This window comes from Rhizobium sp. BK379 (genome assembly GCF_014193955.1).
Classification (GTDB): Bacteria; Pseudomonadota; Alphaproteobacteria; order Rhizobiales; family Rhizobiaceae; genus Rhizobium.
Genome location: NZ_JACIAD010000001.1, coordinates 2,014,425 through 2,033,048, shown reverse-complemented (window position 1 = coordinate 2,033,048; position 18,624 = coordinate 2,014,425). Strand labels below are relative to the sequence as shown.

The 18,624-nt window shown below is 60.6% G+C and carries 14 protein-coding genes; 8 read left to right on the top strand and 6 right to left on the bottom strand.

Going from position 1 to position 18,624, the window contains the following annotated elements; all coding sequences use genetic code 11:
* Window position 1: 1 nt before the first annotated feature.
* On the bottom strand, window positions 2-3,181 hold the full coding sequence (locus tag FHT93_RS10350) for a multidrug efflux RND transporter permease subunit (RefSeq protein WP_113204096.1): 3,180 nt from the start codon (window positions 3,179-3,181) through the stop codon (window positions 2-4).
* Entirely contained in the window at window positions 3,178-4,353 is a 1,176-nt protein-coding gene (locus FHT93_RS10345; RefSeq protein WP_112543953.1) for an efflux RND transporter periplasmic adaptor subunit, read from the bottom strand. The genes FHT93_RS10350 and FHT93_RS10345 overlap by 4 nt, the downstream gene beginning before the upstream one ends.
* A gap of 494 nt (window positions 4,354-4,847) precedes the next feature.
* Here FHT93_RS10345 and FHT93_RS10340 point away from each other — a divergent pair, with 494 nt between their 5' ends.
* Genes FHT93_RS10340 through FHT93_RS10330 form a run of 3 tightly spaced genes read left to right on the top strand, consistent with a single transcriptional unit; the run spans window position 4,848 to window position 8,069 of the window.
* Entirely contained in the window at window positions 4,848-5,312 is a 465-nt protein-coding gene (locus FHT93_RS10340; protein ID WP_112543954.1) for a MarR family transcriptional regulator, read from the top strand.
* On the top strand, window positions 5,305-6,522 hold the full coding sequence (locus FHT93_RS10335) for an HlyD family secretion protein (RefSeq protein WP_183847351.1): 1,218 nt from the start codon (window positions 5,305-5,307) through the stop codon (window positions 6,520-6,522). The genes FHT93_RS10340 and FHT93_RS10335 overlap by 8 nt, the downstream gene beginning before the upstream one ends.
* A 5-nt stretch (window positions 6,523-6,527) precedes the next feature.
* Window positions 6,528-8,069 (top strand): DHA2 family efflux MFS transporter permease subunit, encoded by a 1,542-nt coding sequence (locus FHT93_RS10330; protein ID WP_183847349.1) that lies wholly within the window; start codon window positions 6,528-6,530, stop codon window positions 8,067-8,069.
* A 16-nt stretch (window positions 8,070-8,085) separates the two neighbouring features.
* Here FHT93_RS10330 and FHT93_RS10325 read toward each other — a convergent pair whose 3' ends face one another.
* From FHT93_RS10325 to FHT93_RS10315, 3 genes are all read right to left on the bottom strand, one after another.
* A complete protein-coding gene (locus FHT93_RS10325; protein WP_113014918.1) occupies window positions 8,086-8,700 on the bottom strand; it encodes a DNA-3-methyladenine glycosylase in 615 nt (204 codons plus the stop codon).
* Between the two features lie 69 nt (window positions 8,701-8,769).
* Window positions 8,770-9,084: a hypothetical protein gene (locus tag FHT93_RS10320; protein WP_112543958.1), complete on the bottom strand. Its 315-nt coding sequence runs from the start codon at window positions 9,082-9,084 to the stop codon at window positions 8,770-8,772.
* Window positions 9,085-9,103: 19 nt separating this feature from the next.
* Entirely contained in the window at window positions 9,104-10,018 is a 915-nt protein-coding gene (locus FHT93_RS10315; RefSeq protein WP_112543959.1) for a LysR family transcriptional regulator, read from the bottom strand.
* A gap of 120 nt (window positions 10,019-10,138) precedes the next feature.
* Here FHT93_RS10315 and FHT93_RS10310 point away from each other — a divergent pair, with 120 nt between their 5' ends.
* Complete coding sequence (locus FHT93_RS10310; RefSeq protein ID WP_113116726.1) at window positions 10,139-10,879, top strand: SDR family oxidoreductase; 741 nt, start codon at window positions 10,139-10,141, stop codon at window positions 10,877-10,879.
* Window positions 10,880-10,982: 103 nt separating this feature from the next.
* On the top strand, window positions 10,983-11,885 hold the full coding sequence (locus FHT93_RS10305) for an SDR family oxidoreductase (RefSeq protein WP_183847347.1): 903 nt from the start codon (window positions 10,983-10,985) through the stop codon (window positions 11,883-11,885).
* A gap of 239 nt (window positions 11,886-12,124) precedes the next feature.
* On the opposite strand, the gene FHT93_RS10300 is transcribed toward FHT93_RS10305, so the two are convergent.
* Window positions 12,125-13,036 carry a LysR family transcriptional regulator gene (locus FHT93_RS10300; protein ID WP_112543962.1) on the bottom strand — a complete coding sequence of 304 codons (912 nt, stop codon included), beginning with the start codon at window positions 13,034-13,036 and terminating at the stop codon, window positions 12,125-12,127.
* A gap of 166 nt (window positions 13,037-13,202) precedes the next feature.
* On the opposite strand from FHT93_RS10300, the gene FHT93_RS10295 reads away from it, so the two are divergent.
* From FHT93_RS10295 to FHT93_RS10285, 3 genes are all read left to right on the top strand, one after another.
* Window positions 13,203-14,015 (top strand): alpha/beta hydrolase, encoded by an 813-nt coding sequence (locus FHT93_RS10295; RefSeq protein ID WP_112543963.1) that lies wholly within the window; start codon window positions 13,203-13,205, stop codon window positions 14,013-14,015.
* 45 nt (window positions 14,016-14,060) lie between these two features.
* Window positions 14,061-15,251: an efflux RND transporter periplasmic adaptor subunit gene (locus tag FHT93_RS10290; protein ID WP_112543964.1), complete on the top strand. Its 1,191-nt coding sequence runs from the start codon at window positions 14,061-14,063 to the stop codon at window positions 15,249-15,251.
* 121 nt (window positions 15,252-15,372) lie between these two features.
* Window positions 15,373-18,570, top strand: a complete 3,198-nt coding sequence (locus FHT93_RS10285; protein ID WP_113014920.1) for an efflux RND transporter permease subunit — start codon at window positions 15,373-15,375, stop codon at window positions 18,568-18,570.
* Window positions 18,571-18,624 lie beyond the last annotated feature (54 nt).

Sequence of the window (18,624 nt, the reverse complement as noted above, 5' to 3'; positions counted from 1 at the left end):
CTCAGGCGGCATTCTCCTCAGCATCGACGTGAGCCGGCGCTTCTGCCGGCTTTTTGCGCCAGCGGCGCAGCACGACGTAGAAAACCGGCGTCAGGAACAGGCCGAAAATCGTCACACCCAACATGCCCGAGAACACGGCCGTGCCGAGCGACTGGCGCATTTCAGCACCGGGGCCGGTGGCGATGGCAAGCGGCAGGACGCCAAAGATGAAGGCGAAGGCCGTCATCAGGATCGGGCGCAGGCGAAGATGGCTTGCCTCGATTGCGGCATCGACGACGCTTTTCCCCTCTTCTTCTGCCTGTCTTGCAAACTCGACGATCAGAATGGCGTTCTTGGCCGCAAGGCCGATCAGGACGATCAGACCGATCTGGGTGAGGACGTTGTTGTCCATTCCCCTCAGCCAGACGCCAATCAACGCGGCGAGCACTGCCAGCGGAACAATAAGGATGATCGCCAGAGGCAGGACCCAGCTTTCATATTGCGCGGCAAGCGCAAGGAAGACGAAAATGACAGACAGGGCGAAGATGTAGATCGCGGTATTGCCGGTGTGGGTTTCCTGATAGGCTAGCTCGGTCCATTCGAAGGTCGTCCCCGGCGGCAGGATCTGCGCAGCCAGACCCTCCATCTTCTTGATGGCGTCGCCCGTCGATGTACCGGGTGTCGGATTGCCCTGCAGCGGCACCGAGACATACATGTTGTAGCGCTGGACGAGTGCCGGACCGCTGGAATCCTGGATATCCATCAGGGTGCCGAGCGGAACCAGCGCGCCGGTTGCCGAGCGAACCTTCAGGGCGAGAATATCGTCCCTGTCCATGCGGTATTGCCGGTCGGCCTGGGCGCGAACCTGGTAGACGCGTCCGAACGCGTTGAAATCGTTCACATAGGCAGTGCCGAGGTTGATGGAGAGCGCGTTGAAGATATTGGGAATCGGTACATTCAGGAACCGTGCCTTGTCGCGGTCGATCGCCAGGAAATATTGCGGGCTTGCATCCGAGAATGTCGTGAAGACGCCGGTCAGGCCGGGTGTGGTTGCAGCCGCACCCATCATCTGGCGGGCCAGACCAAGGACGCGCGTCATGTCCGCGTTTTCAAGATCCGAGATCTGCATCTTGAAGCCGCCGGAATTGCCGACGCCGCGCACGGATGGCGGCGGGATGGCAATGATGAAGGCTTCCTGGATGCTCTGCAGCTTGCCGTACAGTTCGCCGATGATCTTGTTGGCGGTTTCGCCGCCCTCTTCACGTTCAGCAAAGGATTTGAAGGGGACGAAGACGACGCCGGAATTCGAAGCGTTCGTGAAGGTGGCTCCGCTGAAACCGGCAAATTGCACGGCATTGCCGACGCCGGGCACCGTACGGGCGATATCGCCCACTTGCTTGACGACGGCGTCGGTACGCGCCAGCGAGGCGCCGTCCGGAAGCTGGATGACGACGATTGCGTAACCCTGGTCCATTGTCGGGATGAAGCCCGAGGGAACCTTCTGTCCCATATACCATGTCGCTCCCAGCAAGCCGGCGAAGACAACAAGCGAAGCTGTCAATCCTACCCAACTGCTGACGAGGTGCCGGACGATCCAGGAATATCCGGAACTCATCCGATCGAATCCGCGGTTGAAGCCATTCGCAAGCCCGCTTCCCAACTGGGAGAAGATGTTCTTGCGCTTGGTCTCGTGATCGTGGGTTTTCAGCAATATGCCTGCCAGTGCGGGCGAAAGCGTCAGCGAATTCAATGCGGAAATCGCCGTCGTGACTGAAATCGTCACCGCGAACTGTTTGTAGAACTGTCCGGAAATGCCCGGAATGAAGGCCGTTGGCACGAACACGGCGATCAGCACCAACGAGATGGCGACCACGGCGGTCCCGACTTCGTCCATCGTGACGTGCGCCGCCTGTTTCGGGGTCATGCCGCGCGCCAGGTTTCGCTCGACATTTTCCACGACCACGATCGCGTCGTCGACGACGATACCGATTGCTAGGACGAGGCCGAACAGCGTCAGCATATTGAGAGAGAAGCCGAAGGCGAGCAGGACGGCGAAGGTGCCGATCAGCGACACGGGAATGGCGATGATCGGAATGAGGGCGGTTCGCCAGGATTGCAGGAAGACGAGAACGACGATCGCCACGAGGATCGCAGCCTCGGCGATGGTCCTGTAGACTTCATTGATCGAATCCGAGATGAATTCGGTCGTATCGTAGACAATGCGATACTCCAGACCCTGCGGGAAGTTCTGCGACAGATCCTTCATGATGCCCTGGATCTGATGGGCCGTATCCAGCGCATTGGTTCCCGGTCGGGCGAAAATGCCGAGGGCAACGGCAGGGTCGTTGTTGAGGTAGCTGTTGGTGACGTAGTCCTGCGCGCCGAGTTCGATGCGGGCGACATCCTGCAGCGACACGAGTCGGCCGCTGGCCGTCGATTTCACGATGACGTAGCGGAACTGGCGCACATCCGAGAAACGTCCGTCCGTTCGCACCGTATATTCGAACGCATTCTTGCCGGTCACCGGCGGAGCGCCGATCTTGCCGCCTGATACCTGGACGTTCTGGTCTCTCAATGCGGCGACGACATCATCGGATGTCATCCCGTAGGCGGAGAGCTTTTCCGGGTCCAGCCAGATTCGCATGGAATACTGGCGCTCACCGAAGAGCTGCACGTCACCGACGCCATCAAGTCGTACAAGAACGTCGCGTATGCGGTTGCGGGCATAGTTCGAAACGTAGAGCTGGTCATAGCGATGCGACGGGGACAGGAGGTGCACGACCATCATCAGGTCAGGCGAGCTCTTGTCGGTGGTCACGCCAAGACGCTGGACTTCCTCGGGAAGTCGGGGCAGGGCGATGGAAACGCGGTTCTGCACAAGAACCTGGACCTTGTCGAGATCGGTGCCGAGCTTGAAGGTGATCGTCAGCGACATGGCGCCATCGGCACTGGAATAGGAAGACATGTAGAGCATGTCTTCGACGCCGTTGATCTGCTGTTCAAGCGGGGTCGAAACCGTATCGGCAATCGTCTGCGGGTCGGCGCCCGGATAGGAGGTGCGCACGACGATGGTCGGCGGTGCAATCTCCGGATATTGGGAGACCGGCAATTGCGTGTAGGCAATGCTGCCGACAACAAGGAGAACAATGGAGATGACGGCCGCAAAGATCGGCCGGTCTACGAAGAAATGGGCAAATCTCATTGGCCGCTCTCCGCGCCGGCTGTTTCCGGCGGAGCATCCGTCCGCTGCTTGGGCAATTCGGTCATCTGAGGTGTTACCTTCGCACCCGGTCGGGCGCGTATCAGGCCGTTGACGATGATCGTCTCGGTGCCGTCGAGGCCTTCACGAATGACACGGTAACCGTAGAGCCGCGGACCAGGCCTCACGGACTTGGTCGAAACGGTGCCATCGGCGCCGACGACGTAGACGACGCGCTCGTTCTGGTCAGAGCCGATTGCCTCGTCAGGGACGAGAATGGCCTGGTAGGTGTTGGAGGCTTCAACCTGGATGCGGCCGAAGAGGCCGGGCTGAAGAACGAGATCGGGATTGGGGAAGCGGGCACGCAGACGAATGGTGCCGCTCTCATTGTCGATCCGGTTCTCGGCGAAATCGAGTTTCCCCTGGAACGGTTTTGCATTGGGATCCGAGATCGTCACGGTGACATCCAGTCCGCCGCCGCCCTGCTGGAGATCCTTGCCGAGCTTGCGTGCCGTATCTGCGAAGTTGAGCAGGCGGCGCTCATCGACATCGAAATAGAAATCGATGGGGTCGAGAGAAACAATCGTCGTGAGCACTGTCTGGTCGGTCTGCACGAGATTGCCTGCAGAGATCAGGCGCCGGTCGATGCGGCCGCTGAGGGGGGCGGCGATCTCGGTATATTCCATGTCGAGAGCAGCACGATCGGCTGCAGCCTGCGCGCCGCGGACATTGGCCTGCGCCGAATCGAACTCACGGCGGCGATCGTCCAGTGTCTGGGCCGATTGGCTGCCACTCGAAGCCAGCGACTGGGCGCGCTTATATTGTGCGTCGGCAAAGACCAGAGCCGATTTCGACGCTTCAAGTGCGGCATTGGCCTGATTGAGTGCGGTGACGAACGGCCTCTGATCGATGACGAAGAGCCGGTCGCCCTTTTTCACCAGAGCGCCGTCGGTGAAGTCGACTTCCTGCAGGTAGCCGCCGACGCGCGAGCGGACCGAGACCTCGTCGACCGGTTCAAAACGGCCGATGAACTCGTCATTGTCGACCACATCGCGCACCACGGGCTTGGCAACGGTGACGGGCGGGGGGGCAGCCGCTTGCTGCGCTTCAGCGATAAGCGGCAGGAGGGCCGCAAAGCAGCCGAGCGCCAGTGTCTGTCGAAACGAATAAGCCATTCCGGTCCCCCTTGCGGGCGGCCGAATGCAGCCGCCTGAACCTATGCCAGAAAATTGCTGTTCATGTCTGCCGGGACGAAAGCATGAGCCTTCGTCCTAAGTCCGAATTCTACTCATGCGTGGCTGCCGGGAAGATGACAGGTGCAAGCCAGCACCTCGAAATCAACCGGAAGGAGAAAATCCTGATCTCCGTAACCCTATGAAGACAGACTATAAACGGGAGAATCCAAAAATTGCAAACGCCAATTGTTCGCATTGATTTGGCGTTCCGCAAACCCCTGCATTTCTGCGGATGTGTCGCGTTATCACATTTGCGCGAGGCGTTTCGACGCCAGCTTGGGTCTCTCAAAACCAGATCGGAAGGCTCGCCGAACGGTGGGCTGCGGCATTTTGGCCGCAGCTGCGGAATCTTGAGGCCGCATGCTTGTGCATTGCACATGCTCAATATATCTACCATTATCATAAGGATGCTTATGACTAGCCGGCGAAGGTAAATGACCAACAATCCAACACTCGGTTTTCTTCTGCACGACGTCGCCCGCCTGCTGCGCAAGCGGTTCGAACAGCGCGCAAAGGACCTTGGGCTGACGCGGTCTCAGTGGCAGACGCTGGCCTATCTCGCCAACAATGAGGGCATCCATCAGAGCGGGCTTGCCGAAATCCTCGAAATCGAGCCGATCACGCTGGTCCGCATCCTGGACAAGCTCGCCGAGCGCGGCCTGATCGAGCGCCGCCAGCACCCGACCGACCGGCGCATCTGGCTGCTTTACATGCGCGAAGCTGCCCATCCGATTCTCGCCGAAATGCGTGAGATCGGCGACGTGACCCGCGGCGAAGCGCTGGAAAGCATCGCGCCGGAACAGCGCGAGCAGCTTTTCCATATCCTATCCGTAATGAAGACGAACCTGGTGCAGGCGTGCCGGTCCCCGGTCGCCGAGAATGAGACGAATCATGGCTGATCAATCCTCCTTGCGCGTCGTGTCCGACGCTAATGCCAAAACACCTGTCGAAGAAATTACCCAACAACCGGAAACGGTAGCTGAGGCGCCTTCATCCAATTCAGCGCCTGCGGCTGTCGCGGTGGCTGCGCCTGGCGGCAATAAGGTCCGCCGCCGGCGCAGCTTCACCCGTCCCGTTCTCTTTGCCCTGCTGCCCGTGGCGCTCGTCGTCGGCGGCTACTATTACGTCAATGGCGGTCAGATCATGTCGACCGACAATGCCTATATCCAGGCGGACATGGTGGGCATTACCACCGACGTTTCGGGCATCGTCGACAAGATCAACGTGCACGAGAACGAGCAGGTCAAGGCAGGGCAGGTGCTCTTCAGCCTGCAGTCGGATTCCTTCAAGATCGCGCTCGACGGCGCCAAGGCGCAGCTCGGCGCACAGCGCAACCAGATCATGAATATGCAGGCCAGCTACCGGCAGTCGCTGACCGAAATCACCCAGGCCGAAGCCGATCTGCCCTATTATCAGGACCAGTTCGACCGGCAGCAGAACCTCGTCAACAACGGCAGCGCCACGCAGTCGGCCTATGACGAAGCCAAGCACAATCTTGAGGTCGCGCAGCAGAAGGTTTCCGTCGCCAAGGCGGAAGCCGCAACGACACTGGCCCAGCTCGGCGGCAATGCCGATCAACCGGTCGAGGAGAACCCGCTTTACCTGCAGGCCAAATCGCAGGTCGACAACGACCAGCGCGAACTCGACCACAGCATCGTCAAGGCACCGTTCGACGGTATCGTGACCAATGTGAACGCATTGCAGGTCGGTTCCTACCTGCAGACTTCGCAGCAGGCCTTCTCACTGGTTTCGACCACCCATCTGTGGATCTCCGCCAGCCCGAAGGAAACCGAACTCACCTATGTCAAGCGGGGCCAGACGGCCGACATCTATGTCGATACCTATCCGGGCGTCGTTTGGAAGGGCAAGGTCGAGAGCATCAGCCCGGCTTCCGGCTCATCCTTCTCGCTGCTGCCGGCACAGAACACCACCGGCAACTGGGTGAAGGTCGTGCAGCGCATTCCGATGCGCGTCAGCATCGATGAGACCGAAGGCAAGCCGCCGCTTCGCGTCGGCATGAGCACGGTCGTCGATGTCGATACCGGCCATGCACGCGGCCTTCCCGATTTCATCAGCAACCTTCTGGGCCAGGCCAAGAGCCACGAGTAACGGCCATGAGCAATGCTCCTGAATCACCGGCAACCCCTGTTGCCAATCGCGGCGCGATCACGGCCTGCGTCATTCTGGCCGTCATCATGCAGGCGCTGGATACGACGATCGCCAACGTGGCGCTGCCCTATATCCAGGGCAGCGTTTCGGCTTCCGCCGACCAGATCAACTGGGTCTTGACCTCCTACATCGTCGCGGCCGCCATCATGACGCCGCCATCGGGCTTCCTTGCCGCCAAGTTCGGCCGCAAGCGCGTGCTTTTGACGGCGATCGTCGGCTTCGTCGTCGCCTCCATCCTGTGCGGTCTGGCGCAGTCGCTGCCGCAAATCGTTGCCTTCCGGCTGCTGCAGGGCCTGTTCGGCGCCTCGCTCGTTCCCCTTTCCCAGGGCATCCTCCTCGACATCTATTCCGTCGAGGAGCGCGGCTCGGCCATGGCCCTATTCGGCGTCTCGGTCATGGTCGGGCCGGTTCTGGGGCCTGTCATCGGCGGCTGGCTGACCGACAATATCAGCTGGCGCTGGGTCTTCTACATCAACATCCCGATCGGCGCACTTGCCTTTGCCGGTATCGTCATCTTTGTTTCGGAGACGAAGAGGGATGCGCTCGCCAAGCTTGACTGGTTCGGCTTCGGGATGATGAGCCTGTTCATCGCCGCGCTGCAGCTCTTCCTTGATCGCGGCGAGCAGCTTGACTGGTTCTCTTCGGGCGAAATCGTCGTCGAAGCGATCGTCTGCGCTGCGGCCTTCTATCTGCTTCTGGTGCATACGCTGACGGCGGAGAAATCCTTCGTCAATCCGCGGCTGTTCCTCGACCAGAATTTCACCGTCAGCATGATCTTCATCTTCGTGATCGGCATCACCTATCTCGCCTCGCTGGCGCTGATGACGCCCTATCTGCAGACGCTGATGGGGTATCCGGTCATCACGGCGGGCATCGTCATGGGGCCACGCGGCCTTGGGACGATGCTATGCATGTTCATCGTCGGCCGGCTGATCGGCAAGGTCGATACGCGCTGGCTGCTGCTGCTCGGCCTCGGTCTGACCGCTTGGGCAATGTACGACATGACCGGCTGGACGCCTGACGTTTCGCAATGGACGATCGTTTCGGTCGGCTTCATCCAGGGTGCCGGCCTCGGCTTCCTGTTCGTGCCGCTGACGACGATCGCCTTTGCCACGCTGCCGGCGCAGATGCGGGGCGACGGGACCGGCCTCTACAACCTGTCGCGTAACATCGGCTCCTCGGTCGGAATCTCGATCGTCTCGGCGCTGATCGTCGAGAATACGCAGAGCAATCACGAGTCGATTGCAGCCTACGTGACGCCGTTCAACCATGCATTCAATGCGACGGCTGCCCAGAGCCTCAGTCCGCTGACGGCAGTCGGCCGTGCCGCCCTCAACGACCTCATCACGCTACAGTCGACCATCATCGCCTATATTGATGACTTCAAGCTCTTGATGCTGATGTCGCTGGCCGTCATGCCGCTGGTGCTGCTTTTGAGGAAGCCGAAGGCGCCGCCGGCCATGGACCATAGTGCCGTCATGGAATGACGTTGCAGCCTCCGCGTTAGCGGAACGGTTTGCTCAGGTATCGCGATCCCTGAATGCCGAAGCGCCATGGTGCTTCGGCATTTTTCGTAATGCCGATCCGCTTGCCCGAGACGATCGGAACAGGCGCGGATGGCGAGATCGCATAGGGCGGCTGGTCGAGCATCCGGTCGTTGATGGCGATATCGATGCCGAGCGCCTGGCAGAGTTTTCCCGGACCGCTGCAGAACTGTGTGAGCACATCTGTGCCGCGCCTTTCCGCCATGGTCGCCAGTCCGGTTTCCGGCTCCAAGGCACGGATCAGCGCTGCCGAGCCCGGCGTGCAGACGAAGTTCAGGCACCAATACATGCCATAGATGCGGTAGATATAGACATTGCCCGGCCGGCCATACATGGCGCCGTTGCGCTTGGTCGGTCCCCGGAAACTGTGGGACGCCTCGTCGTCCGGGTAATAGGCTTCGGTTTCGGTGATCCGTCCGCCCGCGTCATTGACCATGAGCTGGCAGCCGAGCAGATCGCGGGCGACCTCGATCGCATCGCGTTCGAAGAACTGGCGCAGGCTCTCCCCGGCAAGCGGGCCGGCGCCGATCGCGCCATTGATCGTCTCGATGCTCATGGAGACTGGCGATACCATCCCCTTCGATGATCCGCCAGCCGGAACGTCCTGGCCCTCACGGCATCGGCAATAGATACCGATGCAGATCTAGTGGCCGGTATTCGGATCGCGCATGGGAATGGAGGAAACGGTGACGGAAACCGGGTCGCTTGCCGGGAAGGAATCCTCCAGGCCTTCGTTCAGCTCTTCCTCCAGCAGGGCTGGATCCTTGCTGCGGGCGCTATCTCCGTGAACGGGCTCTAAAGCCAAGGTCATCAGTGCCCTGGCTTTGGCGATGGCATTGTCGGGGGTAAGATCGGGCGCTTCGCGCAGTGTCACCGCAATCCTGTCTTCCCCTTCGCCGCCGAATTCGACGATGAAGCCTTCGTCGGCCTGGTAGACGATGATATCGCTGAGTGCCATATCTCTTTCTCCGAAGATGCTAATATGAGTGAACCGCGTTTTCGGCGGTTTGTCGAGCAAAGACCTTCACCAGCCAGTCGATGAAAACGCGCACGCGCGGCGAAAGCTGGCGGTTTCGCGGGTAGAGCAACGAGACAGGCGTCTGCGTCGGCGGAAAATTGGCGAGCACGTGAACGAGGCTACCAGCGGCCAGATCCTGTTCGGCGTGGTAGCGCGGGATCTGGATCATGCCGAGGCCCATGCGGGCAGCGGAAATATAGCTTTCGGCGGCATTGACGGTGACGGTCGCGGGAATGGTGATGTTGCGCACGCTGCCATCGACGATGAATTCCAGCGGCAGCGGGCCGGCGCTGCCCGTCGCGCGGAAGCCGACCATGCGGTGTGTATCCAGCCTCTCCGGGTGGTCAGGCTTGCCGAAAGCGGCGATATAAGAGGGAGAGGCCAGTGTGATCTCGTCCAGCATGGCGACGCGCCGGGCGACCATGTCGCTATCCTGCGGTACGCCAACGCGCAGCACGCAGTCGATGCCTTCGCGCACCAGGTCCACCAGCCGGTCGCCTTCGCTCATGTAGAATTCGATATCGGGATAGGTCTCCAGAAACGACGGCAGGCTCGGCAATACGAAATGGCGGGCCAGCGTGCCGTGCACGTCGACCCGCAGCAGGCCTTTCGGCTTGGCGCCGGCAAAGGCGCCTTCAGCCTCCTCGATATCGGCAAGGATCGACAGACAACGCTGGTAGTAGGCTTCGCCATCGAGCGTCGGGCTGACATGACGGGTGGTGCGCTGAAGCAGGCGCACGCCGAGGCGCGCCTCAAGTTGCTTGACCGCGTCCGTCACGGTCGAGCGCGGGAGGCCGGTATCTTCTGCAGCAAGCGTGAAGCTGCGGCGCTCCACGACGCGGGAAAAGACCCGCATGGCATCGAATCTGTCCATCGAATTTGTTCGCATTTCCCGGATAGTGATGCCGAATAATGGCTGATTATCCGCAAGACATAAAGGGGCATCTTCTTCTCATCGAAAGGGCGCTGCGGCGCCGAAGCAAAGGAGAAGAAAATGTCTGCCAATCAAAACAAGGTCGCTCTCGTTACCGGCGCTTCTCGCGGCATCGGTGCTTCGATTGCTGAACGTCTCGCCAAGGACGGCTTTACCGTCGTCATCAACTATGCCGGCAACGCTGCCCTTGCCGAAGAACTGGCCCAGAAGATCGAGAAGGCCGGCGGCAAGGCGCTGACAGCACAGGGCGATGTCGCCGATGCCGAGGCTGTGCGCCGCATGTTCGACGCGGCAGAGACAGCCTTCGGCGGTGTCGACGTCCTCGTCAACAATGCCGGCATCATGCTTCTGTCGCGCCTTGCCGATGTCGATGATGCCAGTTTCGACCGCCAGATCAGCGTCAACCTCAAGGGCACGTTCAATACGCTGCGCGAGGCTGCCAAGCGCCTGCGTGACGGTGGCCGGGTCATCAACTTCTCGAGTTCGGTCGTCGGCCTGAAGCCGGAAACCTATAGCGTCTATGCCGCAACGAAGGCTGCCGTCGAGACCATGGGCGCCATCCTCTCCAAGGAGATGCGCGGCCGCCAGATCACCGTCAACACGGTCGCTCCTGGCCCAACGGGCACCGATCTCTTCCTCAATGGCAAGTCCGATGAGCTGATCGATCGCCTTGCAAAGGCAAACCCGCTCGAACGCCTCGGCACGCCTGAGGATATCGCCAGTGTGGTTGCCTTCCTCGCCGGCCCTGACGGCGCCTGGATCAACGGTCAGGTGCTGCGTGCCAATGGCGGCATGGTCTGACGCAGATTTCGTGGCGGCAAGAGCGCCGCCACGCTCTTCCCTCGCATTGTTTCAATCAACCCCATTCGAACAGCCAACCCACTCGAATAGAAGGAACAGTATCATGAGCAAGCAAGTCATCGTCATCACCGGTGCTTCCAGCGGCTTCGGCGCTCTTACCGCCCGCGCGCTCGCCAAGGCCGGCCACACCGTCTATGCCTCGATGCGCGAAACAGAAGGCCGTAACCGGCCGCAGGTCGAGGCCGTCGAAGCCTTCTCGAAAGAGAACAGTGTCGATCTCAAGGCCGTCGAACTGGATGTCGCGTCCGATGCTTCCGTCGAAGCAGGCATTGCCAAGGTGGTTTCCGCTGAGGGGCACATCGATACGATCATCCACAATGCGGGCCATATGTCCTTCGGTCCGGCCGAGGCCTTCACGCCTGAGCAATATGCCGAGCTTTTTGACATCAACGTGCTGTCGACCCAGCGTGTGAACCGCGCTGTGCTGCCGCACCTGCGCAACCGGGGCAGGGGTCTCGTCGTCTGGGTTTCCTCCTCGTCCACTCGTGGCGGCACACCTCCATACCTTGCTCCCTATTTCGCCGCCAAAGCCGCCATGGACTCGCTTGCCGTCTCCTATGCCAGTGAACTGACCCGCTGGGGCATCGAAACGGCAATCATCGTTCCCGGTGCCTTCACCAAGGGCACGAACCACTTCGCCCATTCCGGTTCGCCCGCCGATACGGCTCGAGCTGCAGAATATAATGACGGTCCCTATAAAGGGGTGCCGGACCAGGCGCTGAAGGGCCTTGCCTCGCTTGAACCTGCCGACGCGGATGCTGCTTCCGTTGCGACCGCGATCGTCGATGTGGTGAATATGCCCTTTGGCAAGCGCCCGTTCCGCACCCATATCGATCCGTCGGAAGACGGTGCGGAAATTGTCAACGGCGTTGCCGACCGCGTGCGTGCCGAACTCTTCCGCCGCATCGGCATCGAGGATCTGCTGAAGCCCGTTGTCAACAGATAACCGCCTGTCGCAAAGTTGTGAACGGCCTCTTTCGTGCTGCCTCTTACTATCCGGCTAAGCGCACCTATATCAGATTGGACGGAGGAAGACGGCAAATCGTCGCCGGCCTCCCGACCTCCACTCCAGGGCCTGCCGCGCCTTTCCTGCGGTGCGACAGGCCTTCAGTTTCAGACATCAGATTAAGGCTCGTGACGGTTATCCCTCCCATCACGGGCCGTTTTCTTTTGTGGCGGCGTTTGTCAGCGAGCGTTGAGCTTGGCGTCCGCCAGCAGCTTCACCAGCCAATCGACGAAGACTCGGACCTTGTTGCTGAGATGCCGGTTCGGGGGATAAACAACGTAGAGCGGCAGCGACTCGCGCGTCCATTCCGTCAGGGTCTGCACCAGTTCTCCCTTCGCCAGCGGCTCACGGGCCATGAAGATCGGGATCTGGGCGAGACCGAGGCCGGCGAGTGCCGCGGTCATGTAGGTGCGGCTGTCGTTGACGGAGACGATATAGCGCGGATTGACCTCGATGGTCTCATTGCCCTTGCGGAATTCGAAAGGCACCGTGCGATTGTTCTGAGCGCGGAAGTAATTGACCGAGTAGTGTTCGGTTTCAAGCTCTTCCGGCCGCTGCGGCAGGCCGAATTTCTCCACATAGAGCGGTGCGGCGCAGGTGATCATTTCGATTTCCGAGACGCGCCTGGCGATCAGCGACTGATCGGCCGGCGTGCCGGCGCGCAAAGCGCAGTCAACGTTTTCGGCGAGATAGTCGACAGTACGATCGCCAACGCCGAGGTCGATGCGGATATCGGGATAACGCTCGTAGAAATCACAGAGCGCGGGCACCAGGATGGAATCGGCAAAGGCGCCGGCCATCTCGACGCGCAGCCTGCCCGTCGGCAGGCTTTGTGAGTTTGAGAGGCTGCCGTCCAGCTCCTCGAGCTCGGAAATGATCTGCGCAGCGCGTTCGTAATAAAGCGCGCCGTCTGTCGTCACCATGACGCGGCGGGTGGTGCGGTTGAGGAGCTTGGTACGCAAGTGCGCCTCCAGCCCCTGAATGAGATTGGTCACCGTCGCCTTGGGCATGGCGAGCATGTCGGCGGCGCGGGTGAAATTGCCCGTCTCCACCACGCGGATGAAGACGCGCATTGCCGAGAGCTGATCCATCGGTTCAATTCCGCAGTTTGCGTTGCAACATTGTTCAGGATTCGGAATAGTGTTATCGCGATATCGCTTCTTATTCCCCGATTTGAATAACAATATCTTTTTGGTGCAAAATGCAAGAGACAGGCGTTGTCTGTCGAGGTGTGGTAGGCAGCAAGAGATAGTGACGATGGTGCCCGAGATCAAAGACATGGTGTTGGAAAAGGTGGCCGCTGGCCCCGTTTCTGCGCGCGTCTACATGGGTGCCGACTTCGGCAAGGGTCCGCCGATCGTGCTTTATCTGCACGGCGGGGCGTTTCTCGACAAGGACCCGAATGCCGATCGCCCGATTGCAAGCAGCCTCGCAAAAGCCGGCGCGATCGTCGTTTCTGCCGATTACAGCACGCTTTCGGGCAATGTTTTTCCGAAGGCGCTCGAAGTTTCCTTCTCGATCTTTTCCTATCTCGCACTCAAGAAAGCCGGTCTCGGCGACCGCAAGTCGCTGCTTTTCGTTGCCGGCGAAGAGGCGGGTGGTAACGTCGCTGCCGGTGTTGCGCTGAAGGCGCGTGACCAGATGCCGGATGCGCTCGACGGCCAGATCCTACTTTCTCCTCTTCTCGATCCCTTCATGGGAACATCCTCCATTCGCAAGGCGGACAAGATCGGCATGCGCCAGCGCTGGACGGAAGGCTGGAGCCATTACCTGAGCGGCGGCGGCTGCCATCCCTATGCTGCGCCCTGCCTGTGCTCACGGATATCAGGTGTTGCGCCAGCTCTGATTTTTACGGCGGAGGATGATCCGCTGCACGACGAGACTATCGGTTACGCCGCTCGCCTGAAGAAGGCAGGCGTTGCCGTGCGCCAGCATGTTCTCCCCGCCGGGACAGGTTGGCCATCCATTTACGGCGGAAAATCTGAGGGGACTTCCACGTGGCAGGGCAACGTCAGCCGCCACTTTGGAGATTTTCTTCAGGACGTGAGCGTTCAGCCACAATTGCATTGAAAACGAACTGATTTTTACGGCCGTTCGGCCGCAAGGAGAGTACCAATGACGTCCAGAAGTAAACGCTGGGCCCTGGTGGGCGCCGGTCTGGGTGTTGCTGCGTCCATTTCGGCCGCTGCCATCTTTTTCGAACTGCCGATGAGCGCAACCGCCACGGCCGCCTCTGAACCTGCGCAGCCTCCCGCTGTGCCGGTGACGGTTGCTGTCGTCGCCAGCCGCGACGTGACGAACTGGGAGAATTTCTCCGGTCGTCTCGAGGCTATCGACCGCGTGCAGATTCGCCCCCGTGTCGGAGGCGCCATCCAGTCCGTGCATTTCCGTGAAGGTGCCTTGGTCAAGCAGGGTGATCTACTGTTTGCCATCGACCCGGCTCCCTATCAGGCGGCCGTCTCCCAGGCGCAAGGCCAGGTCGCTTCGGCGGAAGCCAAGGTAAGCCTGGCGCAGACGGAACTCGACCGCGGCCGCCGTCTTTCGGACAACCGGACGATCTCGCAGAGCGATCTCGACCAGCGCCAGAGCACGCTGGCTGAAGCCCAGGCGAGCCTGCGTTCGGCACAGGCAGCCCTTCAATCCGCGCAGCTGGATCTCGATTACACGCAGGTCAAGGCGCCGGTTTCCGGCCGTATCGGCAAGATCGAGGTGACGGTCGGCAACATTGTTGCGGCCGGTTCAGCATCGCCCGAGCTGACGACGCTCGTCTCGGTCGAACCGATCTATGCGAGCTTCAATGCAAGCGAAGAGATGGTCACCAAGGCGCTTTCGGAGCTTCCGGCAACCGACGCGGCGCTGCCGGCTGTCGAGCAGATCCCGGTCGAAATCGGTACGCTTGCCGATGAAGGAACGCCGATCAAGGGCAAGCTACAACTCGTCGATAATGAGGTGGACGCGGCCAGCGGCACGATTGCAGTGCGGGCTGTCTTCGACAATCCGGGCGGCAAGCTGATCCCCGGCCAGTTTGTGCGGGTGCGCATGGGCCAGCCGAAGGCCGAAAACAAGATCGTCATCAGTGATCGTGCCATCGGCACCGACCAGGACAAGAAGTTCGTCTTCGTCGTCGACGACCAGAACAAGGTCAACTACCGGCAGATTCAGCTCGGCTCGCTGTTCGATGGTCAGCGCGTGATCGAAGGCGGTTTGAATGTCGGCGACAAGATTGTCGTCAACGGACTGCAGCGCATCCGTCCGGGCGCCGTCGTAGCGCCCCAGATGGAAGAGAAGGTCGCGACCGCTCAGTAAGATCTGAGCCTCCTTCCCTCGGGGAGGCGGCCGTTTCCCTAGATAACATGACCTGCCGGTGTGCCTTCAAGCCACCGGCGAGGGACTTTGCATCCATGTTCACCCCGGAGAGGGCGTCAAAATGAACATATCCAGATTCTTTATCGACCGTCCGGTCTTTGCCGGTGTTCTTTCGGTCCTCATCGTCGTCGCCGGCCTTATTGGCCTTCGGGCGCTGCCGATCTCCGAATATCCCGAGGTCGTGCCGCCGTCGATCGTCGTGCATGCCACCTATCCCGGCGCAAACCCGTCCGTTATTGCCGAAACGGTGGCCACGCCGCTTGAAGAACAGATCAATGGCGTCGAGGGCATGCTCTACATGTCCAGCCAGGCGACGTCTGACGGCGCCTTGAACGTCACGGTCACCTTCAAGCTCGGCACCGATGCGGACAAGGCACAGCAGCTCGTGCAGAACCGCGTGTCGCAGGCCGAACCGCGCCTGCCTGCGGAAGTTCGTGCGCTCGGCATCACCACGGTCAAGAGCTCGCCTGACTTCATCATGGTCGTCAACCTCGTCTCCGATGGGGACAGCCATGACATCACCTATCTGCGCAATTACGCGACACTGAACGTCAAGGACCGTCTGGCCCGCATCGCCGGTGTCGGCCAGGTGCAGGTTTTCGGCGCCGGCGACTATTCGATGCGCGTGTGGATCGATCCGCAGAAGGCTGCCGAGCACAATCTTGCCGCAAGCGACATCAGCAATGCGATCAGCTCGCAGAACGTCCAGGCCGCTGCCGGCATCATCGGCGCTTCGCCGAGCCAGAAGGGCGTCGACCTGCAGCTCAACGTGAATGCACAGGGTCGCCTGCGCACGCCTGAGGAATTCGGCAATATCATCGTCAAGACAGGCGCCAATGGCGAGATCACCCGTCTGCGCGATGTTGCCCGCATCGAACTTGGTGCTGCCGACTATACGTTGCGCTCGCTGCTCGACGGCAAGCCTGCTGTGGCTGTTGCCGTTCTCCAAGCGCCGGGTTCGAATGCGATCGAGATCGCCGATAATGTTCGCGCCACCATGGACGAACTGCAGCTCGCCATGCCGACGGGCGTGAAGTACGAGATCGTCTACGATACGACGAAGTTCGTGCGCGCCTCGATCGAGAAGGTTATCGACACGCTGCTCGAAGCCATCGCGCTCGTCGTTCTCGTCGTCATCCTTTTCCTGCAGACATGGCGTGCCTCGATCATTCCGCTGATTGCCGTTCCGGTATCGATCATCGGTACATTCGCGGTCATGTACATGTTCGGCTTCTCGATCAACGCGCTCAGCCTCTTCGGCCTGGTGCTGGCGATCGGTATCGTCGTCGACGACGCGATCGTGGTCGTCGAAAACGTCGAGCGCAACATCGAGGCCGGGCTCAGTCCGCGTCAGGCGACCTACAAGGCCATGAAGGAAGTATCCGGTCCGATCATCGCGATCGCGCTGGTGCTTGTCGCGGTCTTCGTGCCGCTCGCCTTCATCTCCGGTCTGTCGGGTCAGTTCTACCGCCAGTTCGCGCTGACGATTGCGATCTCGACCGTTATTTCTGCCTTCAATTCGCTGACGCTGTCTCCGGCTCTGGCTGCTCTTCTCCTGAAGGGTCACCATGCGCCGAAGGACTGGCTGACGCGTTTCATGGACGCGATCTTCGGCTGGTTCTTCCGTGGCTTCAACCGCGCCTTCGGTGCCGGCTCGAATGCCTACGGCAAGGGTGTCGGCGGTCTCGTCTCGCGCAAGAGCATCGTTATGGTGATCTATCTTGCGCTCGTCGGTGCGACCTACAGCATCTTCAATACGGTTCCCGGCGGTTTCGTGCCGTCGCAGGACAAGCAGTATCTGATCGGCTTTGCCCAGTTGCCGGATGCCGCAAGTCTCGACCGTACGGAAGACGTCATCAAGCGCATGACGGACATCGCCTTGAAGCAGCCGGGCGTCGCCAACGCCATCGCCTTCCCGGGACTGTCGATCAACGGTTTCACCAACTCTTCGAATGCCGGCATCGTATTCGTGACGTTGAAGGATTTCGATGAGCGCAAGACGCCTGACCTCTCGGGCGGGGCGATCGCCATGGCTCTGAACCAGAAGTTCGGCGCCATCCAGGATGCCTTCATCGCCATGTTCCCGCCGCCGCCGGTCAACGGCCTCGGCACGACGGGCGGTTTCAAGCTGCAGATCGAGGATCGCGCGGGTCTGGGCAACCAGGCGCTCGACGAAGCAACCAAGGCAGTTCTTGCCAAGGCCTATCAGACGCCTGAACTTGCCGGCCTGTTCTCCAGCTTCCAGATCAACGTGCCGCAGCTCTATGCTGACCTCGACCGCGCCAAGGCCGAACAGCTCGGAGTCTCCGTCACCGATGTCTTCCAGACGCTGCAGATCTATCTCGGCTCGCTCTATGTGAACGACTTCAATGCCTTCGGCCGCACCTACAGCGTCCGTGTGCAGGCCGATGCCAAGTTCCGCGCCCAGCCGGAAGATATCGGCCAGTTGAAGGTTCGCTCGGCATCGGGCCAGATGATCCCGCTTGCAGCCCTGCTGAAGGTGGATGCAAGTACCGGTCCTGAGCGTGCGAACCGTTACAACGGCTTCCTCGCTGCCGATATCAACGGCGGTCCGGCTCCGGGCTTCTCCTCCGGCCAGGCCCAGGCGGCGATCGAGAAGATCCTGCACGAGACCCTGCCTGCGGGTATCGACTTCGAGTGGACGGACCTGACCTACCAGCAGATCCTTGCCGGTAATTCCAGCGTCGTCGTCTTCCCGTTGGCGCTGCTGCTCGTCTTCCTGGTGCTGGCTGCCCAGTATGAAAGCCTGACGCTACCGCTTGCGATCATCATGATCGTGCCGATGGGTGTTCTCGCCGCCTTGACCGGCGTCTGGCTCACCGGTGGAGACAACAACATCTTCACGCAGATCGGCCTCGTCGTCCTTGTCGGTCTATCGGCCAAGAACGCGATCCTGATCGTGGAATTTGCCCGCGAACTGGAGTTTGAAGGCAGGACGCCGCGTGAAGCCGCAATCGAGGCAAGCCGCTTGCGGCTGCGCCCGATCCTGATGACCTCAATGGCCTTCATCATGGGTGTCGTGCCGCTCGTCACCTCGACGGGCGCCGGTGCCGAGATGCGCGCGGCCATGGGTGTCGCGGTCTTCTCGGGCATGATCGGCGTGACCTTCTTCGGCATCTTCATGACGCCGGTATTCTACGTGCTCCTGCGCCGGATGACGGGCAACCGTCCTCTCATCCAGCACAACGACAATCATCCGCAGGATGAGGAAGACCACATCCGGGTCGCTGCGGAATAATCTCTCCTTTGTCGGGTAAATCGGGCGGGGACTTTGGTCCTCGCCCGTTTCGTT

Excerpts from the sequence above, each read along its gene's own strand:
- FHT93_RS10350 (WP_113204096.1), bottom strand. The coding sequence starts at position 3,181 with ATGAGATTTGCCCATTTCTTCGTAGACCGGCCGATCTTTGCGGCCGTC.
- FHT93_RS10345 (WP_112543953.1), bottom strand. The coding sequence starts at position 4,353 with ATGGCTTATTCGTTTCGACAGACACTGGCGCTCGGCTGCTTTGCGGCC.
- FHT93_RS10340 (WP_112543954.1), top strand. The coding sequence starts at position 4,848 with ATGACCAACAATCCAACACTCGGTTTTCTTCTGCACGACGTCGCCCGC.
- FHT93_RS10335 (WP_183847351.1), top strand. The coding sequence starts at position 5,305 with ATGGCTGATCAATCCTCCTTGCGCGTCGTGTCCGACGCTAATGCCAAA.
- FHT93_RS10330 (WP_183847349.1), top strand. The coding sequence starts at position 6,528 with ATGAGCAATGCTCCTGAATCACCGGCAACCCCTGTTGCCAATCGCGGC.
- FHT93_RS10325 (WP_113014918.1), bottom strand. The coding sequence starts at position 8,700 with ATGGTATCGCCAGTCTCCATGAGCATCGAGACGATCAATGGCGCGATC.
- FHT93_RS10320 (WP_112543958.1), bottom strand. The coding sequence starts at position 9,084 with ATGGCACTCAGCGATATCATCGTCTACCAGGCCGACGAAGGCTTCATC.
- FHT93_RS10315 (WP_112543959.1), bottom strand. The coding sequence starts at position 10,018 with ATGGACAGATTCGATGCCATGCGGGTCTTTTCCCGCGTCGTGGAGCGC.
- FHT93_RS10310 (WP_113116726.1), top strand. The coding sequence starts at position 10,139 with ATGTCTGCCAATCAAAACAAGGTCGCTCTCGTTACCGGCGCTTCTCGC.
- FHT93_RS10305 (WP_183847347.1), top strand. The coding sequence starts at position 10,983 with ATGAGCAAGCAAGTCATCGTCATCACCGGTGCTTCCAGCGGCTTCGGC.
- FHT93_RS10300 (WP_112543962.1), bottom strand. The coding sequence starts at position 13,036 with ATGGATCAGCTCTCGGCAATGCGCGTCTTCATCCGCGTGGTGGAGACG.
- FHT93_RS10295 (WP_112543963.1), top strand. The coding sequence starts at position 13,203 with ATGGTGCCCGAGATCAAAGACATGGTGTTGGAAAAGGTGGCCGCTGGC.
- FHT93_RS10290 (WP_112543964.1), top strand. The coding sequence starts at position 14,061 with ATGACGTCCAGAAGTAAACGCTGGGCCCTGGTGGGCGCCGGTCTGGGT.
- FHT93_RS10285 (WP_113014920.1), top strand. The coding sequence starts at position 15,373 with ATGAACATATCCAGATTCTTTATCGACCGTCCGGTCTTTGCCGGTGTT.